The 15,000-nt window shown below is 49.5% G+C and carries 14 protein-coding genes; 5 read left to right on the forward strand and 9 right to left on the reverse strand.

Features of this window, described 5'->3' with window-relative positions; genetic code table 11:
* The first annotated feature begins 149 nt into the window (after nucleotides 1–149).
* Nucleotides 150–1,184 carry a hypothetical protein gene (locus tag SELR_RS13600; protein WP_014425791.1) on the forward strand — a complete coding sequence of 345 codons (1,035 nt, stop codon included), beginning with the start codon at nucleotides 150–152 and terminating at the stop codon, nucleotides 1,182–1,184.
* Between the two features lie 4 nt (nucleotides 1,185–1,188).
* On the opposite strand, the gene SELR_RS13605 is transcribed toward SELR_RS13600, so the two are convergent.
* Entirely contained in the window at nucleotides 1,189–2,664 is a 1,476-nt protein-coding gene (locus SELR_RS13605; RefSeq protein ID WP_014423221.1) for an IS1182 family transposase, read from the reverse strand.
* Between the two features lie 114 nt (nucleotides 2,665–2,778).
* Here SELR_RS13605 and SELR_RS18455 point away from each other — a divergent pair, with 114 nt between their 5' ends.
* Nucleotides 2,779–3,285, forward strand: coding sequence for a sensor histidine kinase (locus tag SELR_RS18455; RefSeq protein ID WP_158645821.1), 507 nt, complete (start codon nucleotides 2,779–2,781; stop codon nucleotides 3,283–3,285).
* Nucleotides 3,282–4,160 carry a response regulator gene (locus SELR_RS13615; RefSeq protein WP_014425793.1) on the forward strand — a complete coding sequence of 293 codons (879 nt, stop codon included), beginning with the start codon at nucleotides 3,282–3,284 and terminating at the stop codon, nucleotides 4,158–4,160. Before SELR_RS18455 ends, SELR_RS13615 begins: the two co-directional genes overlap by 4 nt.
* A 150-nt stretch (nucleotides 4,161–4,310) precedes the next feature.
* Here the strand turns inward: SELR_RS13615 and ptsP are convergent, their stop codons facing one another.
* The 3 genes from ptsP to SELR_RS13630 all read right to left on the reverse strand — a co-directional run bounded on the left by ptsP (nucleotide 4,311) and on the right by SELR_RS13630 (nucleotide 8,359).
* On the reverse strand, nucleotides 4,311–6,023 hold the full coding sequence (gene ptsP / locus SELR_RS13620; RefSeq protein ID WP_014425794.1) for a phosphoenolpyruvate--protein phosphotransferase: 1,713 nt from the start codon (nucleotides 6,021–6,023) through the stop codon (nucleotides 4,311–4,313).
* 104 nt (nucleotides 6,024–6,127) lie between these two features.
* On the reverse strand, nucleotides 6,128–6,394 hold the full coding sequence (locus SELR_RS13625) for an HPr family phosphocarrier protein (protein ID WP_014425795.1): 267 nt from the start codon (nucleotides 6,392–6,394) through the stop codon (nucleotides 6,128–6,130).
* Nucleotides 6,395–6,682: 288 nt separating this feature from the next.
* The gene (locus SELR_RS13630) at nucleotides 6,683–8,359 is read right to left on the reverse strand and encodes a sigma 54-interacting transcriptional regulator (protein ID WP_014425796.1); all 1,677 of its coding nucleotides are present in this window, start codon (nucleotides 8,357–8,359) and stop codon (nucleotides 6,683–6,685) included.
* A 230-nt stretch (nucleotides 8,360–8,589) separates the two neighbouring features.
* Between SELR_RS13630 and tolA the strand changes: the two genes are divergently transcribed.
* Complete coding sequence (gene tolA, locus SELR_RS17950) at nucleotides 8,590–9,813, forward strand: cell envelope integrity protein TolA (protein WP_014425797.1); 1,224 nt, start codon at nucleotides 8,590–8,592, stop codon at nucleotides 9,811–9,813.
* Between the two features lie 15 nt (nucleotides 9,814–9,828).
* A complete protein-coding gene (locus SELR_RS13645) occupies nucleotides 9,829–10,734 on the forward strand; it encodes a PRC-barrel domain-containing protein (protein ID WP_014425798.1) in 906 nt (301 codons plus the stop codon).
* A 67-nt stretch (nucleotides 10,735–10,801) separates the two neighbouring features.
* On the opposite strand, the gene SELR_RS13650 is transcribed toward SELR_RS13645, so the two are convergent.
* The 5 genes from SELR_RS13650 to SELR_RS13670 are packed head-to-tail and all read right to left on the reverse strand — an operon-like array spanning nucleotide 10,802 to nucleotide 15,000.
* The gene (locus SELR_RS13650; protein WP_014425799.1) at nucleotides 10,802–11,596 is read right to left on the reverse strand and encodes a polysaccharide biosynthesis/export family protein; all 795 of its coding nucleotides are present in this window, start codon (nucleotides 11,594–11,596) and stop codon (nucleotides 10,802–10,804) included.
* A 41-nt stretch (nucleotides 11,597–11,637) separates the two neighbouring features.
* Entirely contained in the window at nucleotides 11,638–11,817 is a 180-nt protein-coding gene (locus tag SELR_RS13655; protein WP_014425800.1) for a ribbon-helix-helix domain-containing protein, read from the reverse strand.
* Nucleotides 11,805–12,401, reverse strand: a complete 597-nt coding sequence (locus SELR_RS13660) for a recombinase family protein (protein WP_014425801.1) — start codon at nucleotides 12,399–12,401, stop codon at nucleotides 11,805–11,807. The genes SELR_RS13655 and SELR_RS13660 overlap by 13 nt, the downstream gene beginning before the upstream one ends.
* Nucleotides 12,402–12,454: 53 nt before the next feature.
* Nucleotides 12,455–13,474, reverse strand: coding sequence for a UDP-glucose 4-epimerase GalE (galE, locus tag SELR_RS13665; protein ID WP_014425802.1), 1,020 nt, complete (start codon nucleotides 13,472–13,474; stop codon nucleotides 12,455–12,457).
* A gap of 35 nt (nucleotides 13,475–13,509) precedes the next feature.
* On the reverse strand, nucleotides 13,510–15,000 hold the full coding sequence (locus SELR_RS13670) for an oligosaccharide flippase family protein (RefSeq protein WP_014425803.1): 1,491 nt from the start codon (nucleotides 14,998–15,000) through the stop codon (nucleotides 13,510–13,512).

A 15,000-nucleotide genomic window follows, 5' to 3' on the forward strand; every position in this document is an offset into this window, starting at 1 on the left:
TCCTTTATCCAAGCCAATCTTATCCACAGAATTGACTTATGATATAATTGATGATAATAATATAAAGGAAAGACTACAGAAAACTACAGAATCCGATTAAACTATTCGAATTATTTTTTCATTTATTTTGCCAAGCTTAGGAGCAGCCTATGAACACGGACAAACCCACCCGCCAGGACTGGCTGGTACTCTTATTCATGATCATCCTCGTGCCCCTAGCCGGGGAACCCAAGATGCACCCTTTCAGCGGCGACTTCGCCAATTTTCGGGTAAGTTTCGGCTCCCCGGTATTCCTGCTGTTCCTGATCTGGCTCAGCACCTTTCCCCGCCTTTTTACCGGGGCATTGGCGGGGATTGCGGTCATGCTGTTCCGCACAGGACTGGATATGTTCTACGGAGCCACCTTCCCCGACGCGCTGATTGAGCATATCCCGAATTTTTTCTATTATTTCATCTACTCCCTGTTCTTCGCCCTGCCCCAGCTCTCCCGCAAGTCCATCTATGAACAGGCCCTGGGTATCGCCTTTTGGGCCATCATCGCTGAGGTTTTCGCCAGCGTCGGGGAACTGGCCGCCATGAACGCCATTGCCTATCAACAGGCGGAAAGCTTCACGTTAGGCATGCTGGGCAGGCTGATACTCATTGCCATCCTGCGCTGCTTCTTCATCCTGTCATTCTTCTTCTTGTTCCAGCTCTACAATACGGAAATGCGGCTGACGCGCAAGACAAAAGAAAAAGACCGACTCACCACATTGATTGCCAGTCTTTACGAAGAAGTCTTCGAGTTGAAAAACTCCATGCAAAACGGTGAAGCTATCACCCATGACTGCTATAAGGTATACGAACAGCTCAAAAGCCGTGCCAAAACGCCTGACGATGAAGCCCTTGCCAATGAAATCCTGCGCATTGCCGGCCAATGCCACGATATCAAAAAAAATCAGCAGCGCATCTACGCCGGCCTGCAGGAACTCACCCAGAACCGCCGGGTGGATGACTATCTGCCCCCGGACAAGATCGTAAAACTCCTGATCCACACCCAGAAAAAATACGCCCGCTCCTTGGACGAGGCCACTGAAAAACTATCCATTTCATACGACTGGCAAATTATCCACAAAAAAAATCGTCGCAGAATGATATTTTTATCATCATTCTGCGACGATTTTGTATATCTCCCCCGTTATTAGGGCTTTATTTCTCCATCATTTTCACAATTCGTTTCATATTTGTTACAAAAAGCGTTAGGGCTCCTTGTAATTCCATACCAATCAGGCCTGCGGATGACGCTATGTCATACCCATGCCTGTGTTTAATCTCACTATTTTTAGCTTCTATCATATAACGCTTTCTAGCCTGTTCCTTAAAATATTCTGTTTCCTGAAACTCCTGTTGTTTCTTGTGTAAATCGCATTTTATCGTAACGGAATAAATCTTGCTTTTGGCACCTTCTTTATAACAGGTTCCACAATGTGGGCATTGCTTACATTTCTCAATGTCAAAATAATAGCTCATTCTTTGATTTGTTCTATTGTTTTTGCGTCCAGTTCTTGCTTTGCGGATGGCCATATGCCCTTCAGGGCATACGAACATTCCCGCATCCTTGTTGAAAGAAAAACCATTGCTGCCTTCAACACGGGAGCCGTTGGATATAACAGGATTCAATTTGGCAATCAGTTCAAAGGATTTTTCTGGCGCATCTTTCGATTCAGCAAATTTAAGATTTTCTTTGCCGGAGTATGCGGTATCACCGATGACACTCTGCACTTCCAGTCCGGCTGCTCTGGTTTTTTCAACTAATGTTCTTAATTGTTCCCCGTCACTGCGCTCGCCACTGGTTACTACTGCAGCTGTAATCAGCCGTTCATCGGTCATGGCAATATGTGTCTTATAGCCAAAGAAGGATGTATCTGCTGTTTTATGCCCGATTCGGGCGTCCTCATCTTTGGAAGTGGCCAAATGTTCTGCATGGTCTTCGACCGTTTCTTTGAGCAAGTTCAGCCTCTCCTGTATGGCAGGCATTTCTGCCATCTGGCTGTCATTTTCTATTGTATTGATTAACTGTCGGCAATATTCCAGCGCATCCACCAGTGAGCCATTTTCTACTTTCTTGGGAAACCTTTCTTTCTTTTGGGGAGAATCTGTCTGGTAAACCGTCTTGCGCAATAGCTTGGCTTGTTCCAACAACCGCTCATAGGCAGATTTCTGGTTATAGCGAGCCTTAGTATGCGTAGCATCTACAATAATTCGTTTGCTCTTGATTACTTTGTTCTCCAAAGCAATTTGGATACTTTTCTTGAGTAACAAATCCAGAATATTCTCATCTTGTAAGCGGAGTTTACGAAATTTGGTTAAGGTAGAAGGGTGGATTACTTCATCTTCAGGGCGGAGTCCCAGAAAATATTTAAATGACATATCATATCGGCTACGTTCAACTAAATCGGAATCCGACATATTGTAGATAACCTTTAACAGCAGATATTTGAACAGCATTATGGGAGAAAGAGCATTACGGCCATTATCCAGGCAATATTTATGCTCCAGTTCATCTTGAATGAAAGAAAAATCTACAAGCGTATTAAATTTTCGCAGAAAATGATTTTTGGGAATGAGACGATCATAGATGGCTGTAAATTCACTAAGCTTGAGTTGCTGGCTATTCCGTAACATGTTGAACCTCCAAGTGTTGATGGCTCCATTATACTAGAAACCGTGGATGAATGCGAATTTCATCACATCCATCCACGGTTATCGTTATATATAGACTTTTTCAGTGGCCTCTCCTTGGACAAGGAAATATTTTTCCGCACCCACGTACCTGCAGGTCTCCCGCCGCTCCACTCCTTCATGCTGCTGTCCATCCTCAACAACCTGACAGCCAACGCCGTGGAGGCCATTGAAAAGCACGGTACCATAACCCTGACCATCGTCGGCGGCACCGGCGACGGCAGGTTGAAGATAACCCTGGAGAACACCGGCAGCTTCATCCCCCCCCGACGCCTGGAGCGCGTCTTCGCCCCCGGTTATACCACGAAATTCGACTCCACCGGCAAAGCCTCCAGCGGCGTAGGCCTTACCTATGTCAAACACCAGACCGAAACCCTGGGCGGGACGATCGAACTGACCTCTGACGGCAAAGACAATGTAACCTGTCATTTAGACTTACCATGTCAAAAACTGCATAAGCCCGCCACCTCATCCGTCACGCTGCGCGTGCCACCTTCTACCCCAAAGGGCACATGCCCTCCAGAGGAAGGCTTAACAAAAAGCAAAGGAGAAAACCCTTCATGAATATTATGCTGATAGACGATGACGATGCCGTCCGCATGATGCTGCAGGACATCATCGAAGACTACAACCTCGGCGACGTAACCGCTTCCCTGCCCACCGCATTGGAACTAAGCACGGAAATGCTGCTGAGCCAGCATATCGACATCCTGATCATCGACATGCTGATGCCCGGCCTCGACGGCATCCAGGCCGTCAGCCGCATCAAAGACACGTTCCCCGGCAAGATTATCATGCTCTCCCAGGTTGAAAGCAAAGACCTCGTCGGCAAGGCCTACGAGAAAGGCATTGACTACTACATCATGAAACCCCTGAACCGCAACGAGATTGTCAGCGTCCTCAAAAACGTCAGCGAACACCTGCGGCTCGAGTCCTTTGCCCACAACCTGCAAAACTCCCTGCTGAGCCTCAATCCGCAAAATCCCGCTGCGCCTGCCCAGCCCAAAGAAAATACCCGCACCCGCGCAGAAAACCAGCTCAAGGAACTCGGCATCCGCAGCGCCCCCGGTGCGCAGGATCTGTTGAATATTGTCAGCTATATCGAAAAAAACGGCGGTGAAATTACCGCCTTAAAAGGCCTGTTCACCGCCGTCGCCGAAAGACACGGCGCCGAAGAGCCAGCCAAAGAAGCCAAAGCCATGGAACAGCGCCTGCGCCGCACCATTTATCAGGCCCATATCAACGTGGCCAGCATGGGCGTCCTCGACTATACCAACCCCAAGTTCGAAGACTATGCTCCGCTGTATTTCGACTACAACGATATCCGGAATACCATGCGCCTGCTGGAAAACGACGAGAAACCCAGTCCATCCCAAGTACATATTAACATGAAGAAATTCCTGCATGCGCTCTATGACAACGCCCAAAAAGGGAAATAATCCCCAGCGCCATGAAGTTATCCACAGTTTTATCCACATTATCCCTATTTTTGTGGATAACCTGTGCATTTTATGCCTATTTATCCACAAAATACTGTTCATAAAAAAGACGCATTCAAATGAATGCGTCTTTTTGTTTACGGTATAATCTTACAGTACCTTGCTCAGGTAAGCTTTGATTTCGTCGCCATCTTCCATCTTCATCACGTCAGCGAGGATTTCCTTAGCCTTCGTGGAGCTGATGTTGCGGATCTTTTCCTTAACACGCGGAATGGACGGAGCGGACATGGAGAGTTCGCTGATGCCCATAGCCATCAGGATAACAGCAGCGTTCGGATCGCTGGCCATTTCACCACACATGCCGGCCCAGATGCCGTTTTCACGGGCGCTGGTGATGGTGCGCTGAATCAGCTGCAGTACAGCCGGGTTGAAGTGGTTGTAGAGTTCAGCGATGTTGGCATTGCCGCGGTCGCAAGCCAGCGTGTACTGAACCAGGTCGTTGGTGCCGATGGAGAAGAAGTCCACGTATTTGGCCAGAACCGGCGTCATAACAGCAGCAGCCGGCGTCTCAACCATGATACCAACCTGAACATCTTCAGCATAAGCCTTGCCCTCATGGGTCAGTTCCAGCTTAGCTTCTTCGATGAATTCTTTAACCTTCTTGAATTCAGCTACGTTGATGACCATCGGTACCATGATACCAACCTTGCCATATACGCCAGCACGCAGGATTGCCTTCAGCTGCGGCAGGAAGAGGTCGCGGCGCTGCAGGCTGATGCGGACTGCACGGTAGCCCAGGAACGGGTTTTCTTCTTCCGGAATGTTCAGGTACGGCAGGGGTTTGTCACCACCGATATCCATGGTGCGGATAACGCAGAGGTTGCCCTGGCACTTTTCCACAGCTTCTTTGTAAGCCTTGAACTGGTCTTCTTCGTTCGGAATGTCCTGACGGCCCATGAACACGAACTCAGAACGGAACAGGCCTACGCCTTTAGCACCATACTTGAGGGCGTTGTCCACATCCATATGCGTACCGATGTTGGCCATCAGGTCAACTTTCACGCCGTCCGTGGTAACAGCCGGCAGGTCTTTGAGCTGTGCATAATGAGCAGCCAGTTCCTGCTGCTTCTTGATCTTTTCGTTGTAGCCAGCCAGTTCTTCTTCGCTGGGGTTCACGATGATCTTCCCTTCTTCACCGTCCATGATGACATGGTCGCCGTCAGCGATCTTGTCGATGCGGTCTTCCTTGTTGAGGCCAACAATGGTCGGAATAGCACGAGCCTTAGCGATGATAACAGCATGAGCCGTCGTGGAGCCGGAACCCAGGATTACACCGGCAATCTTGTCCGTCGGCATACCAGCGATAACGGAAGGCTCGATTTCACGGCCGCAGAGGATAACTTTTTCATCGCCCAGTTCCGGTTCTTTTACGCCCAGGATGTACTTGGCAACGCGCTTACCAACGTCACGGAGGTCAACTGCGCGGGCTGCGAAGTATTCATCTTCCATGGACTCGAACATCTGAGCCTGTTCTTCGGCAGCTTTGAGCACAGCCTGCGGAGCATTGGCTTCTTCATCCAGCTTTTCTTCGATCTTCTGGGCCATCATGGGATCCTGCACCATCATGCGATGAGCTTCCATGATTGCAGCCTGCTCCACCATTTCCTGCTTCTGCAGGCGTTCGATGTTTTCACGCAGAGTTTCAGCAACGGCGGTCAGGGCATCCTGAGCCTTCTTTGCTTCTACTTCCTTGCTTTCCGGCTGGTAGTTCACCAGATAGCCGTCCAGGTTCTGACCTGCCAGCATGATCTTACCGATGGCGATACCGGAAATAACACCTTTACCTCTGATTGCGTCTGCCATTTTAATTTTCCCCCTGAATAGATAATTCGATACATACAAGAAACGCCTTCCTCCAAAGTTCCAATCCTTGGAAAGAAGGCGATTCCTAAAATTCCAATTAGTTCTTATTCTTCGCCGAACTTGGAATCAACGAGCTCTTTCAGAGCCTTTACTGCATCTGCTTCATCCGGGCCATCAGCAACGATCGTGATTTCCGTGCCCTGAACGAGGCCCATGCTCATGATCATGAGAATGGACTTAGCATCAACCGTCTTGCCCTTGGCCTGGATCTGAACCTTGGACTTGAACTTCGTAGCCGTCTGTACGAAGATGGATGCCGGGCGGGCATGGATACCAGTTTTGTTTTCGATAGTTACTACTTCCTGAGTCATTTGAATACCTCTCCTCTTCACATAACATATCCTGAATCGCCAATGCGATTTACGAACATGAATTATTTTAACTGCCCTATATAAATGCAAGCAGCGTGCCAACTTTTAAATCTCGGGTAAAAATTCCCCAAAATCAGTTGCAACTCCTGCATTTACAGGGTTCAGCAAAATGAAAAATAAGATTTAATTCCCGCACTCTGTATTGGAACAATTATTATTTTGGTAAAAATTACCAATTTTATTGGTTTTATTGGTAAAAATTACCAGATATGGTATTTTTTACCAAAATCAAGAAAGTCCGTATTTTCTTGCTTTCGCTGCCACAGTCTTATGGGTGATCCGGAGTTCCTTGGCCGCCGCGTTGAAACTGCCGCACTGCTTGAGGGCCTTGGCAATGATGCGCTTCTCGTATTCCTCCCAGGGAAGCACGGCGCTTTCCTCATCCAGGCGCTGCACCTCCCGGTCAGCCGCCTCCCCTTTTATATAGGAAGGCAACGAAGCCACCGTGATGGTATCGCTGTCCATCAGCGTGATCACCCGCTCGATGACATTTTCCAGTTCCCGCACGTTGCCCAGCCACTTGTAGCGCATCAGGATATCCATGGCCTCCGGCGTGATGCTGCGCACCGTCTTGCCGGTGACCGCACTGATCTTTTCAATGAAATGCTCCACCAGCAGCGGGATATCGTCAATCCGCTCCCGCAACGGCGGCAGGATAATGGGAATGACATTGAGACGGTAATAGAGGTCATCCCGGAAGGTGCCCTCCTTCACCATATCTTCCAAATGACGGTTCGTGGCCGCAATGATACGCACATCCACATGGACGGTTTCCTCGCCGCCCACCCGGTCGAATTCCTTCTGCTGCAGCACCCGCAGCAGCTTGACCTGCATCTTCTTGTCCATTTCGCCGATTTCATCCAGGAAAATCGTGCCATGGTCAGCCAGTTCAAACTTGCCCAGTTTCCGTTTGACGGCCCCCGTGAACGCGCCCTTTTCATGACCAAAAAGCTCCGATTCCAAAAGCGTGCCGGGAATGGCCCCACAGTTCACACGGATGAAAGGCCCCCGCCGCCGCTCGCTGGCATAGTGGATGCCCTCGGCAATGACTTCCTTACCTGTGCCGCTCTCGCCGCGGATCAGCACCGTGGCCCCGGAATTTGCCGCCTTGGAAGCCAGGGCCAGCACATCGATGACCTTGCCGCTCTTGCCGATATAGTTGGCAAAGGCATTGGCGGTCTTCTTCGTGCGCAGAAGTTCCTGTTCCAGATATTCCGCCTTGGCCGATACCTGCGACAACCGCGCCATCAGGTTCTGCAGTTCCGTGATATCCTTGATGACCGATACCACACCGGCAATCTCACCGTTGACGAAGATCGGATTTACATTGGCCACCACAGTGGTACCATCCTTCTTGCGGCTGATGCTGCCAATCCGGGCCACGCCCGTGCGCAGAACAGCGCAGCGGTTGCCATCCGGCGCCGTCTTGAAGACATTCTGCCCCATGACCATTTCCGGAGTCTTATGGACGATGCGCAGATAGGAGGGATTCACATAAGTTATCTCTCCCGTCCTGTCCACCACGCAGATGCCATCCTGCACCGCTTCCAAGATCATCTGCAGGCGTTCCTGCATCAGGGCATTTTCATGCAGGAGCTTATCCATCTCATGGATCTTGCCCGGCTCCCGCATCTCAAAATCTCCCTCGAGAAACCGCACCATCTCATAGACAGCCTGCCGCCCGGCATCCCCCTCCGCCGATACGAACAGGGAATCTCCCTTGCGTATCTTCAGGGCCACCAGCTTCATCAGGCTGCGCATTTCCAGCCTTTCACTGCGCCGGCTGCGCAGGAAAAGGGGCGTCGCATATTTCTCGCTTAGTTCTTGAGCCCGTTGAACGATCATCGCTGCAATACGTGCATGTATGCCGCTTTCATGATGAACCACGGCCTCCTGTTCATACATCACTTCGCATCGTTCCTTTCTCTTTCCTACATTATACATCAAAGAGCAGGCGGAATACAAAGTAAATTTATCTGCACAAAAGCCCTATAATATGGTATACTGTGGGGGGAAAGGTTTGTCTTTTTTGCACAAATGTGTGAAATACGACAGGAATTTTTCTATTATTGTCGAAAAGTTTATAAGATGGTGAGTATACTCTTAACGCTCACTTTCAGGAAGAGGTGGGAACGATGACATTCATCCTGATAACAGGCTCCATCATGACCATCAGCATCTTCCTCATTTATCGACTATGTCACTTTTTTGGGATCGAGATGAAATGGACTTCCTTAGCGCTCTGCGCCGTGATGGCCCTGCTGGTCAATGGTTTGGCAATCACCATGAGTCCCTTCCTCGACAAAGGACACTATCTGCGATTGGGGATATTAGTCGTAACAGCGGCTGCAGTAGTTACCTTTTTCAATGAACGGATGCTGCGCCGGGAGGAAGCCATTGCTGGCGGTTGTACGGTTCTGCATACAGAAGCCTTGCCGCCCGAGGATCAGCCCGCGCCGCCACCGGAAGACACAATTCTGGAGGCCAGACGCAAGACAGCGCCTGCGGACCTCGCGGAAAAACCTGCGGCAGAATCTCCGGAAAAGGCAGCTCCAACAGAAGCAACCCCCGCGGCTCCTGCTAAGCAAGCAGCCCAAAAGGCCATTGCCGAAGCCGAAGAAGCAGCCAGGATCATAGCCCAGAAGGCTGAAGCCAAAGCTAAGGCGGAAGAAGAAGCCAAGGCTAAGGCCAAAGCAGAAAAAGCAGCCAAACTGGAAGCCAAACGCAAAGCCCAGGAAGAAGCGGCTCGCAAAAAAGCAGAAGAACAGGCAAAAGCAGCTGCCGCGGCTAAGGCTAAAGCCGAGGCAGAAGAAAAGGCAAAAGCCGAAGCTGCCGCGAAAGCCAAGGCCCAGGCAGAAGAAAAGGCCCGCAAAAAAGCGGAAGCTGCTGCCAGAAAAGAGGCTCAGGAGCGCAAATTGGCCGAAAAACGCCGCGCCCACGAGCAGGAACTCAAAGCCGAACTTTCCGCTATGGACAGCCTGGACGCACTGCTGGACTTCGCCTACGAAGCAAAAGATGCGCAGCCCAAAGATGCCATCTTTGCTTATCACGAGGCCATCGACCGCTATAGCGACGACGATTACACGCCGTTCCTCGTCATTGAATTGGGGAATCTCTACAAGGAACAGGCCAACTACAGCGGTGCTATTGCCACCTACAAAAAGGCGCTCGATATACCCATCATTGCCCAAAACGATGCCATGTGTCAGGAATTCACCAAGAACATTCACTACCTTGGCACCGTTCAGGATATACTTGCCAAACATGCTGCGCTATCTACGCCTTTCCCGCAGATACCGGGGAATATTATGCAGGAAATCGAAGACGAATTTCAGGCTCACAAGGGCAGCGCAAAATAATTGGAGGAATTATTAATGAAGAAAAGTGTAGAAATCCTTGGTCTGCCGATCATCAGCATCACGGAAGGCCGCGAGCTGGGCGTCAGCAAAACGCTCCTCATCGATGCCAAAAACGGCACGGTAGCAGCCATCACCATTGAGGACGCTGACTGGTACCGTGGGGTAAAACTCATCCCCTACGAATCCGTTATCGCCATCGGTGACGATGCTGTCACCATCACCAACAGCGAAAACATCCTGACGCTGGACGCTGCCGGTGATTACGAAGCCCTGCTCGATGAAAACATCCGCATCATCGACACCAAGGCCATCACCAAATCCGGTACGATCCAGGGTAAAGTCACGGAACTCTACATCGGCGACGATGGCAAAATTGAAAAATGCGAAATCACTGCACCCGATGGCACGACGTCCGATGTCGCTACCGATCAGATTTCCATCTTCGGTAAGCAGGTAACGGTAATCGATCCCACCGGGGAAAAAAAAAATAGCGTAGCAGCCAAGGCTCCTGAAGCCCCCAAAGCTGCTCCCGCTGCGCCGGAAGCACCAAAGGCTGAAGAAGCACCAGTCGAAACTCCGAAAGCTGCTGAACCTGTCAAAGCAGAAGAAGCACCGAAAGCTGAGGAAAAAGCTGAAGAAGTAAAGCCAGAACCCAAGAAGGAAGCTCCGAAGGCTGCTCCCGCCCCCAAGGCTGAGCCCAAGAAAGAGGCTCCGAAAGCAGATGCTGCCAAACAGGCCGCTGCCGACAAAGCGTCCGAAGAACGCCATCGTCGATTTCTCCTGGGTAAAAAGGCCGCTCGCGACATTAAGATGGATAACGGCATCGTTATCGTAGAAGCCGGCCAGGACATCACCGAGGAAGTCCTCCAGAAGGCAAAACTGGCTAACAAGTTCATCGAACTTTCCATGAACGTACAGTAAAACAAATACAAAAAAGTCCGCTGAAACTTAGGAACAAGTTTCAGCGGACTTTTTTCAAACGCGCCTGTCAGTCTACAATAGCTTTGTAGTAAGTATAAGCCTGGAAGAAGGGCAGGATATCCTCTTTCCACTTGATGCCATTGGATTTTGGAACATAGACGATATCGCCGTCCTGCAAAGCCACATTCTGGGTAAGGTCATGGTGTCTGATAAAAGCCTTCATATTCAGCTGACGGTAATACATGGTGTTATCAATGACACGGATCACCTGTACACGAGTACTGCGGCCGCGACTAGTAAAACCACCGGCCGAAGTGATGGCGGCATAGGCACTGAGATTATCGATATTCATGTTCTTGATGCCCGGGCTGCCCACTTCCCCCATCACATAAACCTTGCGGGGGCCATAGCTTTTCATGGAAACCACAATGCTGGGAATCTTAATGTAACGGGACAGTTTTTCCTTGATGACTTCGCCGGCTTCCTCCAATGTCAGACCGGCCAGTTTTACCCCGCCCACATAGGGAAGGGTTGCATATCCATCCGGGCCGATGGCCACCACATCGCCACTGCTGTCCGTAGAACCGGTGCTATAGCCGATGCCATTGGGAAAGCCCAAAATGCTCAGCTGAATCACATCATACTTGGTCAGACGATATTCACTGGTCAGCTGGTCACGATGCAGGCTAGCCGTCTTAAAAATATTATGAGCTTTCACATAGCCATTGACCACCGGCTGAACCGATTCTGTGGCGGGCACTTCCACCATGTTGGCGCCGGCATTACCCGGAGCTGCATCAGCAGGTACATGTGCCAAAAGGGCCGCTGCAGCCAGCAGGCTGCAGATTATATGTTTCTTCATAATAAACACTTCCTTCTTATTTATTCGCAATCATCTTTTGCTTATTCAGCCTTCTGGGGCACGTCCGGCATTTCTCCCAGCGCATACTCACAGCACTGCTTCACCAGGCTGTTGACGGAAACATTCTGTTCTTTGGCGACTCGTTCCAACCGATCCACCAGATCCTGCGGAAACCGGAATGTCTTATTCACCATATCCTGACTCTGTTTTACGACAAACATTCTTCAGGCCCTCCTTTCTCCCCTTGCTGATAACGCTTTGCCATTCGATAAAAAGTCGAGCGGGACATTTTCAATTTGCGGCAGGCCTCCATCACACTGATTTCCCGAGCCTGCCACTCCTTCCATATATGCTTCCAGCCCTGCGGATACGCAATAGCTGGCCGTCCGAAACGGCGGCCAGCTTTTCTTGCTGCCTGAATCCCTTCCTGCTGACGCACGCTCCGCAACGCCTGCCTATCATCATCCCGCTGCTGATAAACCTGCAAAACATCCTTCAGTGTCTGGTAAACAACAACAGCTGACACCTCATCCAAATCCTGTAATGTGACTGGCAGCTCCAAAACCTGCAGACGAATCTGATGCTGCACCAAATAGTCCACTTCTTCGCGGACAGCCCTATCGCTATCCCCCAGTGCCGACAAATGCGCCACCATCAGCGTATCGCCTTCCCGCAGGAATCGCCTGAGCATCCGATACTGCCCACGCTCCGCCATATCCTCCAAGATGACATCTACACCAGCAAAGGAACGCAACTCCGCGACATCTGCCTCATTTTCTGCATATCCGTAAACCTTAGCTGCCATAAACATCACCTCCAAAGGATTTACTGTAACTAGTAGTTATCCTATGAATAATTTTAATCGGACACATACCCATTAGGATTTCTTTTCTGCCAATTCCATGAGTCACGACACATATCTTCGATGTCGAACTCGGCTTTCCAGCCCAGTTCTGCCAGAGCTTTTCCTGGTGCAGAATAACACGTCCCAATATCACCTGGTCGCCGCGGATCAATAACATAAGGAATTTCAATTCCCGTAGCATTCTCAAAGGCCTTAACGATTTCTAAAACGCTATACCCTTTCCCCGTACCAATATTGTAAATCTCAACACCGACATTCTTTTCCACAGCCTGCAAGGCAGCAACATGGCCACGGGCCAGATCCACCACATGAATATAATCCCGCACCCCGGTTCCATCCGGCGTGTCATAATCATTGCCAAAAACATGCAGGCATTCCAGTTTCCCTGCAGCCACCTGCGTAATATAAGGCATCAGATTGTTCGGTACACCATTGGGATTTTCACCAATCAGCCCGGAAGGATGCGCACCAATTGGATTGAAATACCGCAACAGCACCACATTCCAGGACGGGTCAGCTGTATGCAGATCCGTCAGGATCTGTTCAATCATCCATTTCGTCCAGCCGTAAGGATTCGTACACTTTCCCTTAGAAACATCCTCCGTAATGGGAATCACCGCAGGATCTCCATACACAGTGGCAGAAGACGAAAAAATGATATTTCTGCAGCCATGCTTCCGCAACACATCCACCAGCACCAAAGTCCCGCTAATATTGTTCTCGTAATACTCCAAAGGCAAGGAGACAGACTCGCCAACAGCCTTCAAACCGGCAAAATGAATGCAACAGTCAACGGGATGCTGATCGAGAACCGCAGACAGAGCATCATGATCCCTGATATCCACCTGATAAAAAGGAATGGAAACGCCCGTGATTTTTTCCACCCGCCGCATCGCTTCGGCAGAAGAATTAACAAAATTATCCACCACACATACGCTATGGCCCGCATACAGCAGTTCAATGATTGTGTGGGAACCAATAAAACCGGCTCCGCCTGTAAGTAAAATTTTCACTGTTAATCACCTCATAACTGTAAGAAACTACCCATTCAATGAACTCTGCGAGCTACGATCAAACGAACTTTTTCCCATCCTGCCAACACCATCACTCTGTTTTCACTTCTTATCATAATGAGCAACAGATAACACAGGCAGAACGCCCCCATAGACACTATTGCAGACACCATATCATAAAAAGGAAGCATCAAACGTATTTGCCAGGCCAAAACTCCAGCTATCCCGGCGGGCAGCGCAGCATTGGTTATACTCGCCAGCATCTTACGCAACGAAAAGCCCAAAATTTGCCGCATCATTATCATTTTGACCAAATTTATCCATACTGTACTGATGCAAACACCTACTGCGACAGCATTAAAACTAATCGTAGATGCATACCACAAGGCTATCCACAGGACAGGGAAATGCAATACTTGGGAAAAAGCAGATAAACGCGGCATTCCTTTAGCCCGCAAAGCCTCCGAAGCAAAACTGTTTACTAAGATTGACACTGCCTCTGTAAGACTCCTCAAGCCAAAGAAAAAATCCCCTTCCTGCCATTGTCCTCCTAACAGAATTCCCACCGCTACATCAGAAAACACAAACAACGACACTCCCAAAGGCAAAAGTACCAAAGCTACCTTAGTTTGCATATTGTACATCATTTGCCGAAACTCTGGCATATCATTTTGCAAACGCGACAACGCCACAAAAAGCACAGGCACAATTGCACCCGTTATCATACCAAAAGCTGCACCTGTAAGGCTTAATACACCACGATATAGCCCTAGATAATAACTACTAAGCAAAGTTCCTATCAAAAACATGCCGCCATATGTACTAAGCCAGATAGTCAGGGACTCAAAAAGCGTCCACAAGGAAAAGGACAGCATACGCCGCAGACAATCCATATCAAGACCTTTCGGCAGTGGCATATTGGTATAGTGACCTTGAATCAAACAGGTAGATATCTGCTGGGCCAGCATTCCCCAAACCAGCGCCCAATATCCCCATCCCATTATGGCCAGCGGAATTGTTACCACCACGGGAATTGTCAGCGTCAACAGTCGTAGTTTAAATAACAGTTTAAACTGGAAGCTACGCTTGAAAATTGCTGCCTGCATACCATTAAACGAAGTCAGCACGATCCCAAAGCCCGCTACCTTTATTCCCTCTGCCACTTCCGGTGTTCCCATCAGGGTGGCAATTTCTGTAGAAAACACCGCTAGCAAGCCCCAAATAATAAGTGCCAACAGGCAGGATGTCAGCAGTGCCGTACCAAAGCTTCTACGCTTTTCTTCTTCATCATAAAACTCATGCTGAATGAAATACTTTTGAAAACCGGCATCCGCAAACATTTCCGCAAAAGATGTGACCACCATAATGGCCGCCATGACACCATATGCCTCCGGCGTAAGCAATCGTGCCAATATCATCCCCGTTACCGGGGTGATTAGTTTTGCTATTAATTCCGTCAAAAATGACCATTTTGTCGCATTATTGACCTTACGATTTAAATCGCCTGTTTTATCCGCAATCTCCAC

The organism is Selenomonas ruminantium subsp. lactilytica TAM6421 (genome assembly GCF_000284095.1).
GTDB classification, from domain to species: Bacteria; Bacillota; Negativicutes; order Selenomonadales; family Selenomonadaceae; genus Selenomonas_A; species Selenomonas_A lactilytica.